We start from the raw sequence: 21,150 nt of genomic DNA, 5'->3' as shown, positions 1-21,150 counted from the left end.
GTGAGCGATCACCGGGGGCTTTTTTCATTTGCCCGGGTGACGACGTTTCATGCTGCGTTTGCGGCGGCGCTGTCTGGACGTGAGCGGCGCATGCTTGTTGACCATCACGCGCAGAACAGGCGAGGTGCCGATCAAATGGCTGGCGCGGTGTATTTCATAATAAATATCCACGGGGCCGTATTGGGGGTGGGGAATCAGGTTGTAGGTAATGCACAGGATCCGCACGACCGTGCTGCTACCCAAAGGATGAAGCAGTGGCGTTGAGGATTGATGCAGGCCCCAGTGGAAGACGAGGAGGTCTTCACGCTGCATCAGGGGCGAGTAGGGGATATGAATGGATATACCGGCATGAATCTGTTCGCAGGTAATCGCATCCGTATTGATGCCCGGCACTATCGGTGCCTTGAGGCTGGACGATATATCAGGTTGTCCCGGCAAGGCTGTTGTTTTATGGGTGGGGGGCAGTATGTCGTCTTGAGTCGGTTTGTCCATGGGGGTGCCTGTATGAAAGTTTTAATGTTCGGGATAAGGTCGCTGTGGTGTATGGCCATTAAAAATACAGGCAGAAATTTGGTCAAACGGGTGGCCTGGTTGATGCCGGAGTAGGGTCTTTGATGATGTGCTGTTACAAATAAAGTTTCAGAGCAGACGGGGCGCCGGTAGTGGCGCGTAATAGAGAGTGACGTGTGGCTTCAAGAAAGCGCATGCTTGAAATTATTTGAAATAAGTTGCGATTGCAATTAGAGGGTTATTGTGAATTTTGATCGCTTTTTAAGATGCATGGAAACTACATACATCTCTATCAGAAAAGCCCTTCTAAAATATTTTATGGCTGTAAATTCAAATGAATTTATGCTCCTCGTTTCAATGCTTGAATGCGTGTGGTTTTTGAGGGGCGGCACAAGGCTCAGGTTGCTTCAGGCGCTCAGACTCAAGGGTTTCGTATGCCGGTCGTGGCCGGGAGTATGAAAAAATAGTTGGGCATGCAGCGAACTCTTTGAAGAAAACAGCATCATATCAATGTGCCACTTCGGCATCTCGCATGGAACTTGGATCATGGCTGGTTTCTTCAAAATCCCTCGTGCTGTTTCCCGTGTTCGCGTTCTTGCTTTATTGATTACCGGCCTGGCGTTTTCACAGGCCAACGCAGCGGTTGAGATCAATCCTTCCCGTGCCAGCAGTACCGATAATATCGTGACCAGCTTTACCGATTACGGAAGAGGAACTGCCTTGCGTAATTCGGATTTTACAGTGGGTAATATTCAGGAGATAAGGACGGGCACGAACAGTAATACCCGTGAACTGGAAAGTTTGAAGAAGATTGTCGAGGAGCAGGCCAAGGCCATTGAAGAACTCAAGCGCAATAGCAAGACTTCTGCTTCAAGCAGTAGCTCCAGTGATAGCGAAATTTCCACTCTCAAACGCAAAGTTGATGAGCAGAGTCGCAGCATCGATAAGTTTGAGGGGCAGGTGAATGACTTGAAACGTAGTTCAGGATCAAGTAGCAGCTCCAGCTCCAGTGAACTGTCCAGCCTCAAGAGCAAGGTCGATGAGCAGGGGCGCGACGTGGCCAGGCTTGAGGGGCAGGTGAATGACTTGAAGCGTAGCTCTGGGTCAAGTAGCAGCTCCAGCTCAAGTGAGCTGTCCAGCCTCAAGCGCGATCTCAGCAGTCAGCAGAGTGAGTTGAGTAATGTGAAGCGCTCCCTCGATGACCTTTCCCGCAAAGTGAAATAAGGTCGCACTGTTTCAATCTTCGTAAAAAAGCCCCGGTCAATCAGCATTGACCGGGGCTTGTCTGTTGCCGTGCGGGCTTAACGATTGAAGCGCTCAACCAGCGAGTATTGCGAGTTGGCCGTATCGGTCAGCTCGGAGCTGAGCACTGCCGAGCGATGGGCCTCATCGGAGGTCTGGTCGGCCAGCTCGGCAATGGTGGAGATGTTGCGGCTGATCTCTTCGGCGACCGAGCTTTGCTGCTCTGTGGCGGTAGCGATCTGGGTGGCCATCTCGGTGATGTTGGCGACCGCTTCGCTGATGCCCACCAATGCCTCGTCTGCTTCCAGCACCCGCGCAACGCCTTCCTCGGCCTGACGGTGGCCGGAGTTCATGGTCTGCACGGCATTGTTGGCCGTCTGTTGCAGTTTGGCGATCAGGCCATGGATCTGTCCGGTGGACTCCGTGGTGCGCTGTGCCAGTTGACGCACTTCATCGGCAACCACGGCAAAGCCACGACCCATCTCTCCGGCGCGTGCAGCCTCGATGGCAGCGTTGAGGGCCAGCAGGTTGGTCTGGTCGGCGATGCCTTTGATCACGTCTACCACGCCACCGATTTCATCGCTGTCCTTGGCCAGTTGGGTGACGGTCAGACCGGTTTCGCCCACGGAAGTGGACAGGCGCTGAATCGCCTCGCGGGTTTCGCCAGCGATATCCCGGCCACGGCGGGTCAACTGGTTGGCCTGCTGGCTGGCATCGGCCGCGCGCTGGACGTGGCTGGCGACTTGTTGAGTGGTGGTAGCCATCTGGTTGATGGCGGTTGCCACTTGTTCGGTTTCGACCCGTTGGCGCTCAAGCCCTGAAGAGCTGGCATTGGCCAACGAGTTGGATTTGCGTGCCTGGGTGTTCAGGTGTTCGGCGGTGTCCTGCAGGCGGGTCAGGCAGGTTTTCATCCGCGCTTCCTGGCTGAGGATCGACATTTCCAGACGCGCTTGCGGGCCTCGGCTGTCGGTGTACATCTGCGCGATCAGCGGGTCCGAAGTGGTCTGTTCGGCCAGGCGCAACAGGCGTTTGATGCCACGCTGCTGCCAGGTCAGGCCCAGCAGGCCCAGCGGCACAGACAATGCCGCGGCGAGAATGAAGCCCCAGTGGGAGTTGAGCCAGGCGCCGATCATGAAGCTCAACTGGCTGACCAGGATGAACGGCAGCCAGTCCTGCAGCACCGGCAGCCATTTGTCGCGACCCGGAATGGCCGACTTGCCCTTGTTGATACGTGCGTACAGCGCTTCGGCGCGCTTGATCTGCTCGGCGGTCGGTTTGACACGCACGGACTCGAAACCCACCACCTGCCTGTTCTCGAACATCGGCGTCACATAGGCGTTGACCCAGTAATGATCGCCATTCTTGCAGCGGTTCTTGACGATGCCCATCCACGGCTGGCCACTTTTCAGAGTGGTCCACATGTGCTCGAAAACGGCGGAGGGGACATCCGGGTGGCGAACCAGATTATGCGGCGCCTTGATCAACTCATCGTGACTGAACCCCGAGACTTCCTGGAAGATCTCGTTGCAGTAGGTGATCACACCTTTGGTATCGGTGGTGGAAATCAACCGCTGTTCAGCAGGGAATGTCCGTTCACGTTGAGTGACTGGCTGGTTGTTACGCATGGCTTTCGGTCCTTCGATCCAATAGGCTTCGGAGAGTTATCGGCAAACGAGTCTGTAAATTGAGCTTTGCAGGTAAATCAGCAGAGAATCATTGCCATGTATCAATGCTTATCGATCCAGCATCGGATAGGTGAACAGCCCGAAATGAATCAGGTTCAACCCGAAGTGGCTGATGACGGCGGCTTGCAGGCCACCGAAACGATAGGCAATGCCATAACCCACACCGGCCAGACTCGCGAGCAATACCCATTGCCATCCCGAGCCGAAATGGGCGAGCCCGAACAGTATGGCAGCGATACCGATGGCAAGCGTGCTGCCCAGCCATGTTTTGTTAAAGATTTGTTGCAGTGCGCCTTGCAGATAGGCACGGAAGAACAATTCTTCGGTGATTGTCACCAGTAACAGATTGTTCAGTAACCAGAGCGTGCCATGCTCCGGCCATTTCGCCGCCCAGCCGGTGACGCCAAGGGCAACTGCGGTGGCCATGCACAGTACGGTAGTTGCGATCAGGCTCAGGGCCGCCACTTTCATTGAGCGTGCAAGGGCCACTGACGTCAGGATCCATGGGCAGAACAACAGCACCCAGAAACCAATCAGCGGCTTATCCAGATTCAGGGACATGGAGAAGGGCGCCGCTTCAGGACTGAAGCGAACCGCGTCGAACACTTTGGCGCTGTTGAAACCGGGCAACAGATGAGCGGCCAGGGCAAGGCCCGTGACAATGAACGCGCCATGCCCGAGCCCGCGGACCCACCTGTGGCCCGACTGCCTGATACAAAATCCCGCGATCAGCAGCAGGCCGACTGCCAAGGCAGCCGGCCACTGAAGCTGGCCGTAGAACAGCGCAATGGCGTACCCGAGGCCGAGCAGACAGAAAAACACCCGGTACTCTGGGGCCATGGAGAATCTCCTGAAGCAAAAGCGGAGATTCTATGGCGTTATACCGCCCGGTAGGAGCGAATTCATTCGCGAATCACCCTCACGACGCAATCAACTGCCTCAACACATAATGCAGAATCCCTCCTGATTTGAAGTACTCCACTTCGTTGAGCGTGTCGATCCGGCACAGTACCTCCAAGTCTTCCTTGCTGCCGTCTTCACGGGTGATCTTGAGCGTCAGGCTCATGCCAGGTCGCACCTCGGCATCGGTCAGCCCGTTGACTTCCATTGTCTCCTTGCCAGTGAGGTTCAGGGATTTGCGGTTCTGGCCATTCTTGAACTGCAGGGGCAAGACACCCATGCCGACCAGATTGGAGCGATGGATCCGCTCGAAACTTTCGGCGATAACGGCTTTTACGCCCAGCAGGTTGGTGCCCTTTGCGGCCCAGTCGCGGCTTGAACCGGTGCCATATTCCTGGCCTGCAATAATCACCAGTGGCGTGCCCTCTGCCTGATAGCGCATGGCGGCGTCATAGATAGCCAGTTTTTCGCCGCTGGGCACATGCAGGGTATTGCCGCCTTCCTCGCCGCCCAGCATTTCGTTGCGGATGCGGATATTGGCAAAGGTGCCGCGCATCATCACTTCATGATTGCCACGGCGTGATCCGTAGGAGTTGAAGTCCTTGGGCTCTACACCCTGATCGCGCAAGTAGCGTCCTGCCGGGCTGTCAGTCTTGATATTGCCTGCCGGAGAAATATGGTCGGTGGTCACCGAGTCCCCCAGCAATGCCAGAATCCGCGCGCCTTGAATATCCTCGATCACCGGCAAGGGACCTGCGATGTCGGCAAAGAACGGTGGATGCTGGATATAGGTAGAGTCCTGCTGCCAGACATAAGTGGCTGCCTGCGGTACTTCGATGGCCTGCCACTGCTCGTCACCGGCGAAGACCTCGGCGTATTCCTTGTGGAACATGCCGGTATTGACGCTTTGCACGGCTTTGGCGATTTCCTGCTGGCTGGGCCAGATATCACGCAGGTAGACCGGTTTGCCGTCCGAGCCTTCACCCAGGGGTTCGCTACTGATATCGATACGCACTGTACCCGCCAGGGCATAGGCCACGACCAGAGGTGGCGATGCCAGCCAGTTGGTCTTTACCAGTGGGTGAACCCGGCCCTCGAAATTGCGGTTGCCGGACAATACCGAGGCCACGGTGAGGTCCGCGTTCTGGATGGCGTTTTCGATGGGCGCCAGCAGCGGCCCGGAGTTACCGATGCACGTGGTGCAGCCATAGCCCACCAGATCGAAGCCCAGCGCGTCCAGATATTGGGTCAGGCCCGCAGCCTTGTAGTAGTCGGTGACCACCTTGGAGCCGGGAGCCAGAGAGCTTTTCACCCATGGTTTGCGCTTCAGGCCTTTTTCCACGGCCTTTTTCGCCACCAGCCCGGCAGCCATCATGACGCTGGGGTTGGAGGTGTTGGTGCAGGAGGTAATGGCGGCGATGACCACTGCGCCATTTTTCAGCCGGTGAGTCTGGCCATCGTGCTCATACTCGGCCTCACCACTGACCTGCCCGGCATTGCCCACCGCTACGCCACCACCGCCTTCGCTTTCCAGGCGACCTTCTTCAGTGCGGGCAGGCTTGACCTGCAGGCCGAGAAAATCATCGAAGGCCTGTGGGACGGCGGGCAGATCGACTCGATCCTGTGGACGTTTCGGTCCGGCCAGACTGGCTTGCACAGTACCCATGTCCAGCTCCAGGCTGTCGGTGAACACCGGTTCCTTGCCCGGCAGTCGCCAAAGACCCTGGGCCTTGCAATAGGCTTCCACCAGTTTCACCGTGGTATCCGGACGGCCGGAAAGGCGCAGGTAATCCAGTGTCACATCGTCCACCGGGAAGAAACCGCAGGTTGCGCCATATTCGGGGGCCATATTGGCAATGGTCGCCCGGTCGGCCAGCGGCAGATCCGCCAGCCCGTCGCCATAGAACTCGACGAACTTGCCGACCACGCCTTTCTTGCGCAGCATCTGGGTGACAGTCAGCACCAGATCCGTCGCAGTGATGCCTTCCTTCAGCTTGCCGGTCAGCTTGAAGCCGATCACTTCCGGGATCAGCATCGACACCGGCTGGCCGAGCATGGCCGCTTCGGCTTCGATCCCGCCCACGCCCCAGCCTAATACGCCCAGGCCGTTGATCATGGTGGTGTGGGAGTCAGTGCCCACCAGTGTGTCGGGGAAGGCATAAGTGCGGCCATCCTCTTCCTTGGTCCAGACCGTGCGGCCCAGGTATTCCAGATTCACTTGATGGCAGATGCCGGTGCCTGGCGGGACCACGCTGAAGTTATCGAAGGCGCTCTGACCCCAGCGCAGGAAGGCATAGCGCTCACCGTTGCGTTGCATTTCGATTTCGACGTTGTCGCCGAAGGCGTCGGAATCGCCAAATCGGTCCACCATGACCGAGTGGTCGATGACCAGGTCGACCGGCGACAGCGGATTGATCCGCTGGGGGTCGCCACCGGCCTTGGCCACGGCTGCACGCATGGCCGCCAGATCCACCACGGCCGGCACGCCGGTAAAGTCCTGCATCAGAACCCTGGCAGGGCGGTATTGAATCTCGCGGTCCGAGCGGCGTTCGGTCAGCCAGGCGGCAAGAGCCTTGAGGTCGTCACCGGTGACGGTCTTGTCGTCTTCCCAGCGCAGCAGGTTTTCCAGCAGAACCTTGAGCGACATGGGCAGTTTGTCCAGGTCGCCCAGTGATTTTGCAGCTTCCGGCAGGCTGAAGTAATGGTAGGTCTGGTTGTCGATTTCGAGTGTTTTCAGGCTTTTCAGGCTATCCAGGGAGGGCATGAATGACTCCTTTTCGAGTGATGCAAGCGGTACTGGCTCCATGCAACAGGTCGGGAGCCCAGCATTCTGTGGACTGTCGAGCCGCGCCAGTGGTTCCTGATTGGGCTATCATGCGCGGCTTTCAAGTCTGCGGGGCCGGGAGTCACCATGAATACGCTGTTTATGCATTGCCGACCGGGTTTTGAAAGCGAGGTCTGTTCGGAGATATCCGATCATGCTGCGCGCCTGAATGTGGCCGGTTATGCCAAGGCCAAGCCCGATACGGCATGTGCCGAGTTCATCTGTACCGAAGAGGACGGCGCCCAGCGCCTGATGAGCGGTCAGCGTTTTGAGCGGTTGATCTTCCCGCGACAATGGGCTCGGGGAGTCTTTCTCGATTTGCCTGAAACCGATCGCATCAGCGTGATTCTGGCTCACATGGCGAGTTTTCCGGTCTGCGGCAGTGTGTGGCTGGAGGTGGTGGACACCAACGACGGCAAGGAACTGTCGAACTTCTGCAAGAAATTCGAGGCTCCGTTGCGCAAGGCCCTGACTCAGGCGGGCAAGCTGGTGGACGATCCGCGCAAGCCGCGTCTGTTGCTGACGTTCAAGAGTGGTCGCGAGGTGTTTCTGGGGCTGGCCGAGGCTGATAACTCGGCGATGTGGCCCATGGGCATTCCACGCCTGAAATTTCCCCGGGAAGCGCCGAGCCGTTCGACCTTGAAACTCGAGGAGGCCTGGCATCACTTCATTCCACGCCAGGAGTGGGACGAGCGCCTGTCCAGCGACATGACCGGCGTAGACCTTGGGGCGGCGCCGGGTGGCTGGACGTATCAACTGGTACGTCGCGGCATGCTGGTCACTGCCATCGATAACGGCCCCATGGCTGAAAGCCTCATGGAAACCGGTCTGGTGCAGCATTTGATGGCTGACGGCTTCACCTACAAGCCTCGGCAGACCGTGGACTGGATGGTTTGCGACATTGTCGAAAAGCCGGCCCGCAACGCTGCTTTGCTGGAAACCTGGCTGGGGGAGGGCCTGTGTCGTGAGGCGGTGGTCAACCTCAAGCTGCCCATGAAGCAGCGCTACGCTGAGGTGCGCCGCTTGCTGGATCGTATCGAGGAAGGTTTTCAGGCGCGTGGCGTCAGGGTTTCGATTGGCTGCAAACAGCTGTATCACGACCGCGAGGAAGTGACCTGTCACCTGCGCAGACTGGACGTTGCCAAGGCAAGCCGACCGCGCAAGGGCTGATTGGCCTGATTGAATGAATTGAGCGACAATTGCCGCCAGTTTCTGGAGTGCCTCATGTCTGAACCCATCGAAAACCAGCCCGTTGATGCAACCCTGGATGCCAGCGGGCTCAATTGTCCGGAACCTGTGATGATGTTGCATCAGAAGGTTCGCGACCTGCATGCCGGTGGCCTGCTCAAGGTGATTGCCACGGACCCTTCGACCCGGCGCGACATTCCCAAATTCTGTGTGTTTCTCGGCCATGAACTGGTCGAACAACAGACCGATGGCGGGACTTTTCTCTACTGGATTCGCAAGAAACAGGAATGAGGCAGGTTTTGCCTGCCCCAACCGTGTTTCACTACGGGTTATCCCTCCGTTACCAGAGAGTCTTTCATGCGCATTGTCGCTGACGAAAATATCCCGCTGCTTGATGCCTTTTTCGCTCATTTTGGCGAGATACGCCGTCTGCCGGGACGCTCCATCGATCGGGCGGCAGTTGCCGATGCCGATATCCTGCTCGTGCGTTCAGTGACCAGCGTCGACCGCGGGATGCTCGAAGGCAGTTCGGTGCGTTTCGTCGGGACTTGCACCATTGGCACGGATCATCTGGATCTGGAGTATTTCCAGCAAGCGGGCATCCAGTGGTCCAGTGCGCCGGGCTGCAATGCCCGAGGCGTTGTGGACTACGTGCTGGGCAGCCTGCTGACCTTGGCTGAAATCGAAGGCGCAGACCTCAGGCAGCGAACCTATGGCGTAGTCGGCGCAGGTCAGGTGGGTGGTCGCCTGATCAAGGTGCTCAAGGCGCTGGGCTGGAATGTGCTGGTCTGCGATCCGCCCAAGGCAGCAGAAGGCGGCGAGTACGTCAGCCTTGACGAGATCGTTGCCCGTTGTGATGTCATCAGCCTGCATACGCCGTTGACCAGAAACGGCGAGCAGCCCACCTGGCATCTGTTCGACGAGTCGCGTCTGCGTCAGCTCAGGCAAGGCGCCTGGCTGATCAATGCCAGCCGTGGCGCGGTGATCGATAACCTCGCGCTGCATGACGTCCTGCTGGCGCGTGAAGACCTGCAGGCGGTACTCGATGTCTGGGAAGGCGAGCCTCAGGTCAATGTGCCGCTGGCGGACCTGTGTGTGATCGGCACGCCACATATCGCAGGCTACAGCCTCGATGGCAGACAGCGTGGAACCGCGCAGATCTATCAGGCGCTCTGTGCTTTTCTCGATCAGCCGGCAACCATTCTGCTGGACGACCTGCTGCCGCGTCCCTGGCTGGCGCAAGTCAGTCTGGATGGACAAACCGATCCGGTCTGGGCGCTGAATATGCTGTGCAGGGGCGTTTATGATCCGCGCCGCGACGATGCGGATTTTCGTCGCAGTCTGGTGAATGATACTGCCAGTCAGCGTCTGGCCTTTGATGCTCTGCGCAAGCATTACCCGCCACGTCGGGAAATCGAAGGTTTGAAAGTGCGATTGGAAGGGGAGTCAGAGGTGTTGAGGCAGATGGTTCTGGCCCTGGGTGCATCGCTGGTCTGAGCTGGCGTGCGAATGGCTGGCAGAAAAAACCCGACACGGAGGTCGGGTTCTGAAAAGGGGGTGATGCTCAGTTCTGTTTTTCAGGCGTGACCCAGGATTTTTCGCATTCCTGACAGGCGGCCTGAACCATCTCTTCGGTAATGACGATTTCACGCCCGTCCTTGTCGAGCACTGCGCCCCCTACTGAAAGGTTGGGGGTGGCTCGTACGACCTGGACTTGATTGCTCCCTTCTTGCGCGTTCATAGTCTTTCTCCTTGATCAGGTGTTACCTCTAAACTACCCGCGTTTGATGACCGTGCAGTGACAGTTCCAGTCGCAAGCTGAGCCCCAGTGCAACAGAAATGATATAAAACTGCCAGTTTTTGCTTAGAACGATCCCTTCTAGAAAACCGGTGAGGTGTCATAACGCCGGTTTTCCTGCTTCAGACACAGGTTCATGCTTATGCCTTCGGTGTTTTCCATTGCTCAAAGACCTGCCATTCGTCTGGCCCTGAGTTTTATCTCTCCCTATCGTTGGCATGCTCTGGGGGCACTGCTGGCTTTGGTCATTACAGCAGGCCTCATGCTGTTCATGGGGCAGGGCATCAAGATGATCGTGGATCATGGGTTCATGACCGGTTCCGCCGAGCAGCTTGAGCGATCGATCGGTTTTTTCCTGCTGGTGACGGTCGGTCTATCCATTGGCACTTTTACCCGTTTCTACCTGGTGTCGTGGATTGGTGAGCGAGTCGTGGCGGATTTGCGCAATCGCGTGTTCGAGCACCTGATCAATCTGCATCCGGCGTTCTACGAAAATAACCGCAGCTCGGAAATCCAGTCGCGGCTGACGGCCGATACCACCTTGCTGCAATCGGTGGTGGGGTCGTCTCTGTCGATATTCCTGCGCAGTGCGCTGATGGTGATTGGCGGCATCATTCTCTTGTTCATCACCAATCCCAAGCTGACCAGTATCGTGGTGCTGACCTTGCCGCTGGTGATTGTGCCGATCCTGGTATTCGGTCGCCGGGTGCGTCGCCTGTCCCGGGAAACCCAGGATCGTGTGGCCGACGTGGGCAGCTATGTCGCCGAGGCGCTCAGGCAGATCAAGACGGTTCAGGCCTATAACCATCAGGAGCATGACAAGGCGCATTTTTCCCAAACGGTCGAAAAGGCCTTTGGCACCGCCCGCAAATATATTCTGCAGCGATCCTGGCTGATTACCGTGGTGATTTCCCTGGTGCTGGGGGCTGTCGGCGTGATCCTCTGGGTTGGCGGGATGGACGTGATCAAAGGCACCATCACCAGCGGCGAGCTATCCGCCTTTGTGTTCTATGCGCTTCTGGTCGGCACTTCCTTTGGCTCGCTGAGCGAGGTGATCGGCGAATTGCAGCGCGGCGTGGGGGCGGCTGAACGTATCAGCGAACTGCTTCAGGTCCGCAGCGAAATCACACCGCCAGCCAGCGGCCTTCTTGGCCTGCCGGCCAGAGTCAGTGGCCGTCTGGAGCTGGAGAACGTGAGTTTCGCCTACCCGTCCCGACTGGATCACAAGGCAATCGATAACTTGACCCTGAGCATCGCAGCCGGTGAAACCATCGCGCTGGTCGGGCCATCCGGGGCCGGCAAGTCAACGCTGTTCGATCTGCTGCTGCGCTTCTACGACCCTCAGCAGGGGCGTATTCTGATTGAGGGTGTGCCCATCCTGCAGCTTGACCCTCACGATTTGCGTCGCAACTTTGCCCTTGTCTCACAGACGCCTGCCCTGTTCTTTGGCAGCGTTGAAGACAACATTCGCTATGGCAACTCCAGTGCCAGCGCTGAACAGGTCGAGGCTGCTGCACGTATTGCCCATGCCCATGAATTCATCATGCAGATGGCTGACGGTTACCAGACTCACCTGGGTGATGGCGGCCTCGGGTTGTCCGGCGGGCAGAGGCAGCGTCTGGCCATTGCCCGGGCATTGCTGGTCGATGCGCCGATTCTGCTGCTGGACGAAGCCACCAGTGCGCTGGATGCGCAAAGTGAGCATCTTATCCAGCAAGCTCTGCCAAGCCTGATGAAAGGCCGTACCACCCTGGTGATCGCGCACCGACTGGCCACGGTACAGAATGCCGACCGTATTGTGGTGATTGAGCAGGGGCGTCTGGTGGCGGTGGGAACTCATCGGCAACTGATAGCCAGCAATCCGCTGTACGCACGTCTGGCGGCGCTTCAGTTCAATGCGCAGATGGAAGAGCGGGTTTGAGTCTGTGGCAGGCTGCGTGTCTGGCACGCAGCCCTGGCTTCAATCAGCGGTATTCGCACAGGTAAGCAGTGTCCACGCTCACCTTCAGCTGAAACTTGCTGTTGGCCGGTACATTGAACTGGCTGCCGCTGCTGAAGGTTTCCCAGTCAGTGCTGTCCGGCAGCTTGACGATCAGTTCGCCGGAAATCACGTGCATGATTTCACGTTGCGCTGTGCCGAACTCATATTCGCCCGCTGCCATCACGCCAATGGTGGCCTGGCCTTCCGTCTGACTGAACGCGATGGATTTGACTGTGCCGTCGAAGTACTCATTGACCTTGAACATGCGAGATTCCTTGATAAAAGGGCTGAAAAGGGTCGAATAGTATGCCCAAGGTATCCAGCATCGTCACTTGGCAATCCTGATATTCAATTGGGAATAATCAACGGTAACAGTCTGGCAGTATTGCGGGCATCAACCAGTGCCCGATGCTGCTGGCCGCTGAACTGCATGCCTGCCAGTTGCAGTGCACTGTTGAGCCCGGGGGCGCGTTGTAATTGACGGGCCTCGGCGAAGCGCTGTTTGAGGTTTACATAAGGCAGCTCGTTCAGGGCACTTTCCAGTCGATGCTCGCGCCACTGTTCCTCCAGTTGTTTGCGGTCGTAATCTCCCCAACTGGCCCAGCCGACAATGCGTGCCTGATGATGGCTCAACCAGCGCTCGAACTGGGGCCATACATTGCTCAGGGATGCCGCGCTGTCGATATTGCTCTGGCTGATATGGGTCAGTTCCCGACAGAAGTGCGTCAGCAAGGGGCGGCGCGCGGGGCGTACGAAGCGTTCAAAGTGGTCCAGCTCGCGCCCATCCTGATTCACCAGCGTTGCACCGATCTCGATGATTTCCATTTCTGCGACCGGCCATCCGCCTTCTTCGGTGGTAGCCTCCAGGTCGATCACCAGCCAATGCGGCATTATGAAGCTCCCATCCAACAGTTTTAGTGAGTCCAGAGTAGCCATATTCATCTGGCTATGCTCGATAAGGTTTTACTGCTCCGTTGCCGATACATCAATCGACCGTTGAATACTTCAAGGGTGCCTTGTCTTTTGTCGCATTCGCCCTTGGACTTTTCAGGTGATGTGCGACTTATTCCGAATCATGGATTTGGGAGTTGTTTAAACTGCTGAAAGCGCATAGCGTGTGGCGTTTTTGACCGATACCTTTTCATGAAGACGCGCGCAGTAATAACCGATGTGTTGTTGCGTAAGGGAGCGATGCTGATCGTCTCGCTCCTGGTGAGCTGGCAGGTCCAGGCCGCTCAGGTCGTGCAAGTGGCGGCCGTGCATTTTCCGCCCTATATGATTCGCCCTGAAAGAGGCAACGATACCGGGCTTCTGCCCAAGCTCATCGAGGCCTTGAATGCCAGTCAGCGGGACTATGAGTTCGTGGTGGTGCCGACTTCCGTGCAGCGTCGCTTCCGGGACTTTGCCCAGGGCCGTTTCGATATCGCCATTTTTGAAAACCCCGACTGGGGCTGGAAACATGTCGCCTATGACAAGGTGGACATGGGGCTTGAGGATGCCGAAGTCTTTGTGGCGCGCCGGGTCGAAGGGCGTCAGCAGAGTTACTTCGATGATCTTTCGGACAAGCGTCTGGCCCTGTTCAGCGGTTATCACTATGGATTTGCCAACTTCAATGCAGACCAGAAGTATCTGAGTGAAAACTTCAATGCCACTTCGACCTATTCCCATGACAGCAATCTATTGATGGTGATACGCGGGCGTGTGGATATCGCGCCGGTAACGCGCTCCTATCTGGTGGACTTCATGGCACATAACCCTGGCGAGGCCGAACAGTTTCTGGTTTCCGAGCGGGTCGATCAGCTTTATCGGCAATATGCACTGTTGCGGCCGGGCGGCAGCATCAGCGCTACGAAGTTTGATCAGCTGTTACAGCAATTGCGGGATAACGGGGAATTCGCAAGGATCTTCGAGCCCTTGCACATCAAGGTCCTCGCCGTGCCTCCTTACTCGGCTGCATCTGCGGACACTGCAGTGAGCAAGAAGGTCGGAAGGTAGGCAACCGGGATCATCGATCCTTGGCTTCCTTGGCATCCATTTCGGCATTGCGTTCATGAATACGCTTGAGCTGCTCTTCGGTCAGAGGCAGCTTTTGCGCTGTGTCGCGCAGTAACATCAGGCCGCCGACGATGGAGCCAATTGCAACGATCAGAATCAACCAGGCATACCAGGGCATAGCACTCTCCTTGTAGTCATACCGGTTTGAGCAAGAGGCTGCTCAATGGTTCAAGTGTATGCGCTCTGGGAAGGCCGCGTGAAACCATGAGGGTTTACGCGGCCTTTTGTTTTTACGAGCCGGTCAGCATGGCGTCGGCAGGCGCGTTGGCACGCGACCGGGCGGTAAGGCTGAAGTAGATGAAGCCCACGGCCATGAAGCAGAGGAAGATGAAACCGATCAGCGGATTGAACCAGGCCATTGCCAGCAGGCATACCACGGCCAGGGTCAGGGCGATGCCCGGAACGATCGGGTAGCCCGGCGCACGGAAACTGCGCTCCAGCAGGGGTTCAGTCTTGCGCAGCTTGAACAGGCTGAGCATGCTCATGATGTACATCACGATTGCGCCGAAGACCGCCATGGTGATCATGGCCGCGGTCAGGGTCATGCCGCTCAGATTGATCAGGCCGTCACTGTAGATGGCAGCAATGCCGATCAGTCCACCGGCGATGATGGCCCGGTGCGGGGTCTGGAAGCGCGAGAGCTTGGCCAGCGAAGCGGGCAGGTAACCGGCACGCGCCAGGGCAAAGAACTGACGCGAGTAGCCCAGAATGATCCCGTGGAAGCTGGCGACCAGACCGAACAGACCGATCCAGACCAGCATGTGCAGCCAGCCGGAGTTATCGCCGACTACAGCCTTCATGGCCTGTGGCAGCGGGTCGTTGATGTTGGACAGGGTGCGCCAGTCGCCAACGCCGCCTGCAAACAGCATGACGCCGATGGCCAGCACGACCAGCGTCAGAATGCCGCTGACGTAGGCTTTGGGAATGGTCCGTTTCGGGTCCTTGGCTTCTTCGGCGGCCATGGCTGCACCTTCAATGGCCAGGAAGAACCAGATGGCGAATGGAATCGCGGCGAACATACCGGCAATCGCACCCGGGCCGAAGGTGCTGGAACCTGCCCAGCCATGCAGTGCGAAGTTGCTGAAGCTGAAAGCCGGAGCCACAACGCCCATGAATACCAGCAGCTCGGCCACGGCCAGTACACAGACAACCAGCTCGAAGGTTGCTGCCAGTTTCACGCCCAGAATATTGAGGGTCATGAACACGATATAGGCTCCGACCGCCGCATGCTTGGGGTCCAGCCCAGGGTATTGCACGTTCAGGTAGGCACCGATTGCCAGGGCAATGGCCGGGGGCGCAAAGACGAATTCGATCAGCGTCGCCATACCGGCGATCAGGCCGCCTTTCTCACCGAATGCGCGGCGGCTATAGGCAAATGGACCGCCCGCGTGTGGAATGGCGGTGGTCAGCTCGGTGAAGCTGAAGATGAAGCAGGTGTACATCGTTGCGACCATCAAGGCCGTGACCAGAAAACCGAGGGTTCCGGCTACGCCCCAGCCGTAGCTCCAGCCGAAGTATTCGCCTGAAATCACCAGCCCGACCGCGATCCCCCACAGGTGCAGCGTGCCCAGCGTTGGCTTGAGTTGTTGACTCATGTATTTCTCCCTGATGCCTCGAAAATCGTTGAAATATCTTTTTGCTTGCTCTTTTTATGTTTTCGTTTGCAGGCTCCGTGCCAGTGCATGAATCGTCGTCGTATTGCTTCAAATGGGGTCGTTTGCAGAACGGCACGGGTTTCAGGTGCTTTCATGGGGACCGGTTTGGTGCATCCGGCCATGGAGGTGAACACTGCAAGTGCGTATTGGCTTTTTTAAAGTCCGGGTCCCGTCCGCCAGCAGGTTCGGCTACAATGCGCGCCGATTTCGACTTACCTGAGAACACGCTCATGTCCGCCTGCCAGACTCCTGTCATCGTCGCCCTGGATTTTCCAACCCGTGACGCCGCCTTGCGGCTGGCTGACCAGCTCGATCCAAAACTGTGCCGGGTGAAGGTCGGCAAGGAGCTGTTCACCAGTTGTGCTTCGGATATCGTCGAGACCCTGCGTAACAAGGGCTTCGATGTGTTTCTGGACCTCAAATTTCACGACATCCCCAACACCACTGCCATGGCCGTCAAGGCTGCAGCGGAAATGGGCGTCTGGATGGTGAACGTGCATTGCTCCGGCGGTCTGCGCATGATGTCGGCCTGCCGTGAGGTGCTTGATAAGCGCACCGGTCCTCAACCGCTGTTGATCGGCGTGACCGTGCTGACCAGCATGGAACGTGAAGATCTGGCGGGCATCGGTCTGGATATCGACCCACAGGTTCAAGTGCTGCGTCTGGCAGCCCTGGCTGAAAAAGCCGGCATGGACGGCCTGGTGTGTTCGGCTCTGGAGGCCCAGGCGCTGAAGGCCGCTCACCCGTCCCTGCAACTGGTCACTCCTGGCATTCGTCCGGCAGGCAGCGCACAGGACGATCAACGTCGCATCCTGACACCGCGTCAGGCTCTGGACGCCGGTTCCGACTATCTGGTGATCGGCCGTCCGATCAGTCAGGCTGCCGATCCGGCCCAGGCCCTGGCGGCTGTGGTTGCCGAACTGGCGTGATACCGGGTTTCGCGAATGGGCAGATCTGTGCCCATTCGCGATAACGTGCTGTCAGACCTTCAACACCAGCTTGCCGAAGTTCTCGCCACTGAAGAGCTTGAGCAGGGTTTCCGGAAAGGTTTCCAGGCCTTCAACCACATCTTCGCGGCTCTTGAGCTTGCCTTCGGCAATCCAGCCCGCCATTTCCTGACCGGCTTCTGCGAAACGCGAGGCGTAGTCCAGCACCACAAAGCCTTCCATGCGCGCACGGTTGACCAGCAGCGACAGGTAGTTGCTCGGGCCCTTGATCGGTGACGTGTTGTTGTACTGGCTGATTGCGCCACAGATCACGACCCGGGCTCGCGGTGCCAGACGGCTGAGCACGGCATCCAGAATGTCGCCACCCACGTTATCGAAATACACGTCCACGCCTTTGGGGCACTCGCGTTTCAGGCCGGCAAGGACGTCTTCGCTCTTGTAGTCGATAACACCGTCGAAACCCAGTTCCTCGGTCAGCGAACGGCACTTTTCCTGGCCGCCAGCGATGCCGATGACACGGCAACCCTTGAGCTTGGCGATTTGCCCGGCCACGCTGCCCACGGCACCGGCGGCGCCGGAGATCACCACGGTATCGCCGCTTTTCGGTGCGCCGACATCCAGCAGTGCGAAGTAGGCGGTCATGCCGGTCATGCCCAGTGCGGACAGGTAGCGGGGCAGCGGGGCGAGTTTCGGGTCGACCTTGTAGAAGCCTCTGGGCTCGCCGACGAAGTAATCCTGCACACCCAGCGAGCCTTGCACGTAATCGCCTGCCGCGAACTGCGGGTTCTTCGATTCGATCACTTCACCCACGCCCAGAGCGCGCATCACATGGCCCAGCTCAACCGGCGGAATGTAGGATTTGCCCTCGTTCATCCAGCCACGCATGGCCGGGTCGAGTGAGAGGTACTGGTTGCGTACCAGAATCTGTCCGTCTGCCACTTCTGCGACCGGCACTTCCTGATACGTGAAGTTCTCTCTGCCGGGTTGGCCAACAGGTCGTTTGGCGAGCAGAAACTGGCGATTGGAAAGGGTGGTCATGACAGGTCCTCGATTTGAGTGAGAAGGCTGATTGAAGCTGTTGATGCGCTTTCAGGCAAGCAACGGTCACGCAGCGAATGCGGTTCCATCCAGCCGGATGATGCCTCTGGCCAGTCGTTACCAAAGGTGTTTGTGACTTGAGTCACCTGCATCAGTGCTCTACATTGCCGGTTCATTGAAAGTCTGGATTACCGCAATGTCTGCCACGAATCTGCCAACCCTTTATCCCCGCGTGCTGCGTGAAGGCGACGCCGTTGCCCTGGTGTCGCCTGCCGGCCCTGTGGTTGCTTCCAGGGTCGAGGCTGCAGTGCAGGTGCTGGATGGGTGGGGATTGAAACCGCGGGTTTATCCGCATGCATTGGGCAAGCATTCCTTTTATGCCGGTACTGACGAAGATCGCATTGCGGATCTGAACAGCGCACTGGCCGACCCGCAAATCCGTGCAGTGATCTGCAATCGTGGCGGTTACGGCACCCAGCGCATTCTTGGGCAACTCGATTACGAATCCGTTCGGCGCGACCCGAAACTGGTCACGGGCTTTTCCGACATCACGGCCCTGCACGGCGCGCTGTGGACGCATGTGGGGCTTGCAACCATCCACGGCCCGGTGGCGACACAATTGGAGCGGGGCGGCCTGCTCACCAGCAGCATGCGTCACGTATTGATGAGCACCGAGCCGGTGCTGCTCAAGGCCGACCCCGCCGCTGCGACCGGCAGCGTGCGCACTCGGGGCAGTGCCAAGGGTTTGTTGCTCGGCGGTAATCTGAGCATGCTCAGCACCTGTATCGGTACGCCTTACATGCCCGACCTGACAGGCGCTATCCTGCTGATCGAGGATGTTGGCGAATCAGCCTATCGCGTCGATCGTCTGCTGACTCACCTGGGCAATTGCGGCATTCTGCAGCGTCTGGCGGGCATCGCGGCGGGCGACTTCAGTGTGCCTGCCCATGCCGCAGGTTCGATCAGCCCGGCCCATGTGTTGCAGGAGCGGTTGGGCAATCTGGGGATTCCGGTCCTGGGCGGTTTGCCAGTGGGCCATGGGGACGTCAATCAGGCCGTTCCTCTGGGAACCGAGGCGATTCTCGACGCGGATGCCGGGACCTTGCTGGTATCCGCCGCTGCCCGTTCCTGAAGCACGAATCTCCTTCATTGCATCGCGTTTCCCCCCGCAGGCGGAGGATCTGGCCGCCTGTGGCCGGGGCGACCATTCTGAAAGCGACGTCTGCGTAGCTCTTTGCCATTATTGCTGAGCCACAGGCTTGCGCTTGATTCGACCCGTTGCGAATGTGCATGGATATTGAATGGCCTCGTGAGTGGATCATTCAAGGCGAATGATTCGGACGGGGATTGAACGCTATGATCTTAGCCATACAAAGACGCTTCGCCAATCTCGGTATGGCGAAGAAGCTGGGCTTTGGTTTTACCCTGGTGTTGCTGTTGACGGCTCTGGTGGCAGCCATTGGTGTCTGGTCGCTGAAAAACATCAGTCTGCATTTCGATGGCCTGAAGCAGATGTCCTCCCTCAACAGCGGCTTGCTTCGTGTACGTCTGCTGGAGCAGGAATATGCGCTGCACAGTGACCCCAAGGTCGTTGAGCAGATTCACGCCAGAATCGATGACTTAAACACCCTTGCGCAATCGCTGCAGGAGCAGTCGCCAGCCAGCGCAGCCATGCTGTCTCAGGTGCAACAGGCGCTGGGTGCCTATCGCACCTCTTTCGATGAGTTCGTCGATATCAGTCAAAGCAAGGACCTGGCGCTGGAAATGGCCAGTTGGTCGGTGTCCAGCGTCTCCAACAACCTTGAAGTGCTCCAGGCGGGTCTTGCCGATGATGGGGCCTGGACGCTGAAGGATACCCAGGGCCAGCAAGGTGTGGAGTTCGTCGAGCAGTCCGGCAAGGTCAGTCAGGTGTCGAGGCTGATGCAGCAAGCCATGGACGAGGCCCGTATCCGTCTGGACAAGAGTCGCAGGACGGGCTCCGGCGATGCTCCGAAAACCGGGACCATCGAACAGGCCGAGCAGGCCAGGGTGCTGGCCGAAGAGCTCAAGTCACAGGTCAAGGATGAGGGCTACCTGACGGTGTTGGCTGAAGTCGGCACGCATATCGTCAGCTTCACCGAAAAGCTCAATGAGTACACCGGGCTATTGGCCAGAGAAGCACAGGTTTCCCGTCTGTTGGCGACCAATGCCCGGCAAGTGGTCGAGCTTGTCAACCAGGCGGCGGCTGCCGAGGATCAGTCCGTGCAGGCTCAACTCACGGCCAATACCCTGCAGATTATCGGCTCGTCGGTGGTGGCCTTGCTGGTGGGGTTTATTGTTTCCTGGCTGATTACCCGCTTGATTGTCGGCCCGCTACGCAGTGTTATCGACCTGGCGCAACGCATTGCGGCAGGCGATTTGAGCGGCAGTGTGCAGGTTCGGCGGCACGATGAAATCGGTCAGTTGATGCTTGCCATGCAGCAGATGGGCGAGGGCTTGAGCCGTATTGTCAGTGGTTTGCAGTCAGGCATCGAGCAACTGTCGAACTCGGCGCAGTCCTTGTCGAGCGTTACTGAGCAGACCAACCTGGAAGTCGGTTCTCAAAAGGAAGAAACCGAACAGGTCGCTACCGCAATGAATCAGATGACCGCCACTGTCCATGATGTGGCGCGTAATGCCGAAGAGGCTGCACTGGCCGCGCAAACCGCTGATGAAAAGGTGGGCGGTGGGCAGACGGTGGTGCGTCAGAGCATGCAGCGCATCGAGCAACTGGCTGGTTCATCGCAGTCTGCCAGCCAGAGTATCCAGAACCTGAGCGCCGAGATTCAGAACATCGGCCAGATCTTGAACGTGATCAAAAGCGTTGCCGAACAAACCAACCTGCTGGCGCTCAATGCTGCCATCGAGGCGGCCCGGGCGGGTGAGCAGGGGCGTGGTTTTGCGGTGGTGGCCGATGAGGTCCGTGCCCTTGCCAAGCGTACGCAGCAATCAACCCAAGAGATCGAAAACCTGGTGTTCAGGCTGCAAAGTGGCGCGCAGGCGTCGGTTGAACAGATTCAGAGCAGTGGCGAGCTGGTGAAGCTGGCAGTCAGTGATGTGCTGCAAACCGAAAGCGCGTTGGGTGCTATTGCCGAAGCGGTGTCGATGATTCAGCAGATGAACCAGCAGATCGCTGCGGCCGCCGAACAGCAAAGCTCGGTGGCCGAAGAGATCAACCGCAGTGTGACAAGCATCCGTGCCAGCGCCGATCACTCGGCCCTGGCCATGCAGGACAACGCAGCGTCCAGTCTTGAACTGGCTTCACTGGGCGTGGAGCTGAAGGGGATGGTCGGGCATTTCAGGCTCTGA

The 21,150-nt window shown here is 58.1% G+C and carries 19 protein-coding genes and 1 pseudogene; 10 read left to right on the top strand and 10 right to left on the bottom strand.

Annotated elements, in window-relative coordinates:
- Window positions 1-24 precede the first annotated feature (24 nt).
- Window positions 25-492, bottom strand: a complete 468-nt coding sequence (locus CKW23_RS23000; RefSeq protein ID WP_025259334.1) for a hypothetical protein — start codon at window positions 490-492, stop codon at window positions 25-27.
- A gap of 564 nt (window positions 493-1,056) precedes the next feature.
- Here CKW23_RS23000 and CKW23_RS22995 point away from each other — a divergent pair.
- Window positions 1,057-1,734, top strand: a complete 678-nt coding sequence (locus tag CKW23_RS22995) for a hypothetical protein (protein WP_025259335.1) — start codon at window positions 1,057-1,059, stop codon at window positions 1,732-1,734.
- A gap of 77 nt (window positions 1,735-1,811) precedes the next feature.
- Here CKW23_RS22995 and CKW23_RS22990 read toward each other — a convergent pair whose 3' ends face one another.
- The 3 genes from CKW23_RS22990 to acnA all read right to left on the bottom strand — a co-directional run bounded on the left by CKW23_RS22990 (window position 1,812) and on the right by acnA (window position 7,101).
- Complete coding sequence (locus tag CKW23_RS22990; RefSeq protein ID WP_025259336.1) at window positions 1,812-3,377, bottom strand: PAS domain-containing methyl-accepting chemotaxis protein; 1,566 nt, start codon at window positions 3,375-3,377, stop codon at window positions 1,812-1,814.
- A 108-nt stretch (window positions 3,378-3,485) separates the two neighbouring features.
- Window positions 3,486-4,277: a CPBP family intramembrane glutamic endopeptidase gene (locus CKW23_RS22985; RefSeq protein ID WP_025259337.1), complete on the bottom strand. Its 792-nt coding sequence runs from the start codon at window positions 4,275-4,277 to the stop codon at window positions 3,486-3,488.
- Window positions 4,278-4,356: 79 nt separating this feature from the next.
- Window positions 4,357-7,101, bottom strand: a complete 2,745-nt coding sequence (gene acnA, locus CKW23_RS22980) for an aconitate hydratase AcnA (RefSeq protein ID WP_025259338.1) — start codon at window positions 7,099-7,101, stop codon at window positions 4,357-4,359.
- Between the two features lie 147 nt (window positions 7,102-7,248).
- On the opposite strand from acnA, the gene rlmM reads away from it, so the two are divergent.
- The 3 genes from rlmM to pdxB all read left to right on the top strand — a co-directional run bounded on the left by rlmM (window position 7,249) and on the right by pdxB (window position 9,846).
- Window positions 7,249-8,331 (top strand): 23S rRNA (cytidine(2498)-2'-O)-methyltransferase RlmM, encoded by a 1,083-nt coding sequence (rlmM, locus tag CKW23_RS22975; protein ID WP_025259339.1) that lies wholly within the window; start codon window positions 7,249-7,251, stop codon window positions 8,329-8,331.
- A gap of 54 nt (window positions 8,332-8,385) precedes the next feature.
- The gene (tusA, locus tag CKW23_RS22970; RefSeq protein WP_025259340.1) at window positions 8,386-8,640 is read left to right on the top strand and encodes a sulfurtransferase TusA; all 255 of its coding nucleotides are present in this window, start codon (window positions 8,386-8,388) and stop codon (window positions 8,638-8,640) included.
- Window positions 8,641-8,706: 66 nt separating this feature from the next.
- Complete coding sequence (pdxB, locus tag CKW23_RS22965) at window positions 8,707-9,846, top strand: 4-phosphoerythronate dehydrogenase PdxB (protein ID WP_025259341.1); 1,140 nt, start codon at window positions 8,707-8,709, stop codon at window positions 9,844-9,846.
- A 67-nt stretch (window positions 9,847-9,913) separates the two neighbouring features.
- Here the strand turns inward: pdxB and CKW23_RS26730 are convergent, their stop codons facing one another.
- Complete coding sequence (locus CKW23_RS26730; RefSeq protein ID WP_038399774.1) at window positions 9,914-10,090, bottom strand: PA1571 family protein; 177 nt, start codon at window positions 10,088-10,090, stop codon at window positions 9,914-9,916.
- A gap of 199 nt (window positions 10,091-10,289) precedes the next feature.
- Between CKW23_RS26730 and CKW23_RS22960 the strand changes: the two genes are divergently transcribed.
- Window positions 10,290-12,068, top strand: coding sequence for an ABC transporter transmembrane domain-containing protein (locus CKW23_RS22960; RefSeq protein ID WP_095068389.1), 1,779 nt, complete (start codon window positions 10,290-10,292; stop codon window positions 12,066-12,068).
- Window positions 12,069-12,111: 43 nt separating this feature from the next.
- On the opposite strand, the gene CKW23_RS22955 is transcribed toward CKW23_RS22960, so the two are convergent.
- Entirely contained in the window at window positions 12,112-12,393 is a 282-nt protein-coding gene (locus CKW23_RS22955) for a pyrimidine/purine nucleoside phosphorylase (RefSeq protein WP_025259343.1), read from the bottom strand.
- 83 nt (window positions 12,394-12,476) lie between these two features.
- Window positions 12,477-13,019, bottom strand: a complete 543-nt coding sequence (locus CKW23_RS22950; RefSeq protein WP_025259344.1) for an exonuclease domain-containing protein — start codon at window positions 13,017-13,019, stop codon at window positions 12,477-12,479.
- A gap of 300 nt (window positions 13,020-13,319) precedes the next feature.
- On the opposite strand from CKW23_RS22950, the gene CKW23_RS22945 reads away from it, so the two are divergent.
- Entirely contained in the window at window positions 13,320-14,123 is an 804-nt protein-coding gene (locus tag CKW23_RS22945) for a substrate-binding periplasmic protein (protein ID WP_371856593.1), read from the top strand.
- A gap of 10 nt (window positions 14,124-14,133) precedes the next feature.
- Here CKW23_RS22945 and CKW23_RS22940 read toward each other — a convergent pair whose 3' ends face one another.
- Window positions 14,134-14,301 (bottom strand): DUF2897 family protein, encoded by a 168-nt coding sequence (locus CKW23_RS22940; RefSeq protein ID WP_038399776.1) that lies wholly within the window; start codon window positions 14,299-14,301, stop codon window positions 14,134-14,136.
- A gap of 112 nt (window positions 14,302-14,413) precedes the next feature.
- Window positions 14,414-15,778 (bottom strand): ethanolamine permease, encoded by a 1,365-nt coding sequence (gene eat / locus CKW23_RS22935; RefSeq protein ID WP_025259346.1) that lies wholly within the window; start codon window positions 15,776-15,778, stop codon window positions 14,414-14,416.
- A 290-nt stretch (window positions 15,779-16,068) separates the two neighbouring features.
- On the opposite strand from eat, the gene pyrF reads away from it, so the two are divergent.
- A complete protein-coding gene (gene pyrF, locus CKW23_RS22930) occupies window positions 16,069-16,767 on the top strand; it encodes an orotidine-5'-phosphate decarboxylase (RefSeq protein WP_025259347.1) in 699 nt (232 codons plus the stop codon).
- Between the two features lie 51 nt (window positions 16,768-16,818).
- Here pyrF and CKW23_RS22925 read toward each other — a convergent pair whose 3' ends face one another.
- Window positions 16,819-17,823 carry an NADP-dependent oxidoreductase gene (locus tag CKW23_RS22925; protein ID WP_025259348.1) on the bottom strand — a complete coding sequence of 335 codons (1,005 nt, stop codon included), beginning with the start codon at window positions 17,821-17,823 and terminating at the stop codon, window positions 16,819-16,821.
- Between the two features lie 196 nt (window positions 17,824-18,019).
- Here CKW23_RS22925 and CKW23_RS22920 point away from each other — a divergent pair, with 196 nt between their 5' ends.
- The 3 genes and pseudogenes from CKW23_RS22920 (at window position 18,020) to CKW23_RS27310 (ending at window position 21,150) form a co-directional block, all read left to right on the top strand.
- Window positions 18,020-18,955 (top strand): LD-carboxypeptidase, encoded by a 936-nt coding sequence (locus tag CKW23_RS22920; protein ID WP_095068388.1) that lies wholly within the window; start codon window positions 18,020-18,022, stop codon window positions 18,953-18,955.
- A gap of 224 nt (window positions 18,956-19,179) precedes the next feature.
- A pseudogene (locus CKW23_RS27315) lies at window positions 19,180-20,292 on the top strand (HAMP domain-containing protein); the annotation flags it as partial.
- Window positions 20,269-21,150 carry a methyl-accepting chemotaxis protein gene (locus CKW23_RS27310; protein ID WP_371856592.1) on the top strand — a complete coding sequence of 294 codons (882 nt, stop codon included), beginning with the start codon at window positions 20,269-20,271 and terminating at the stop codon, window positions 21,148-21,150. The pseudogene CKW23_RS27315 and the gene CKW23_RS27310, both read left to right, overlap by 24 nt.

Origin of the sequence: Pseudomonas sp. Irchel 3A18 (assembly GCF_900187465.1) — a bacterium.
Lineage (GTDB): Bacteria > Pseudomonadota > Gammaproteobacteria > Pseudomonadales > Pseudomonadaceae > Aquipseudomonas > Aquipseudomonas cichorii.
Note: the sequence above shows the minus strand (reverse complement) of the source record. Positions and strands in the feature narration are given on the sequence as shown.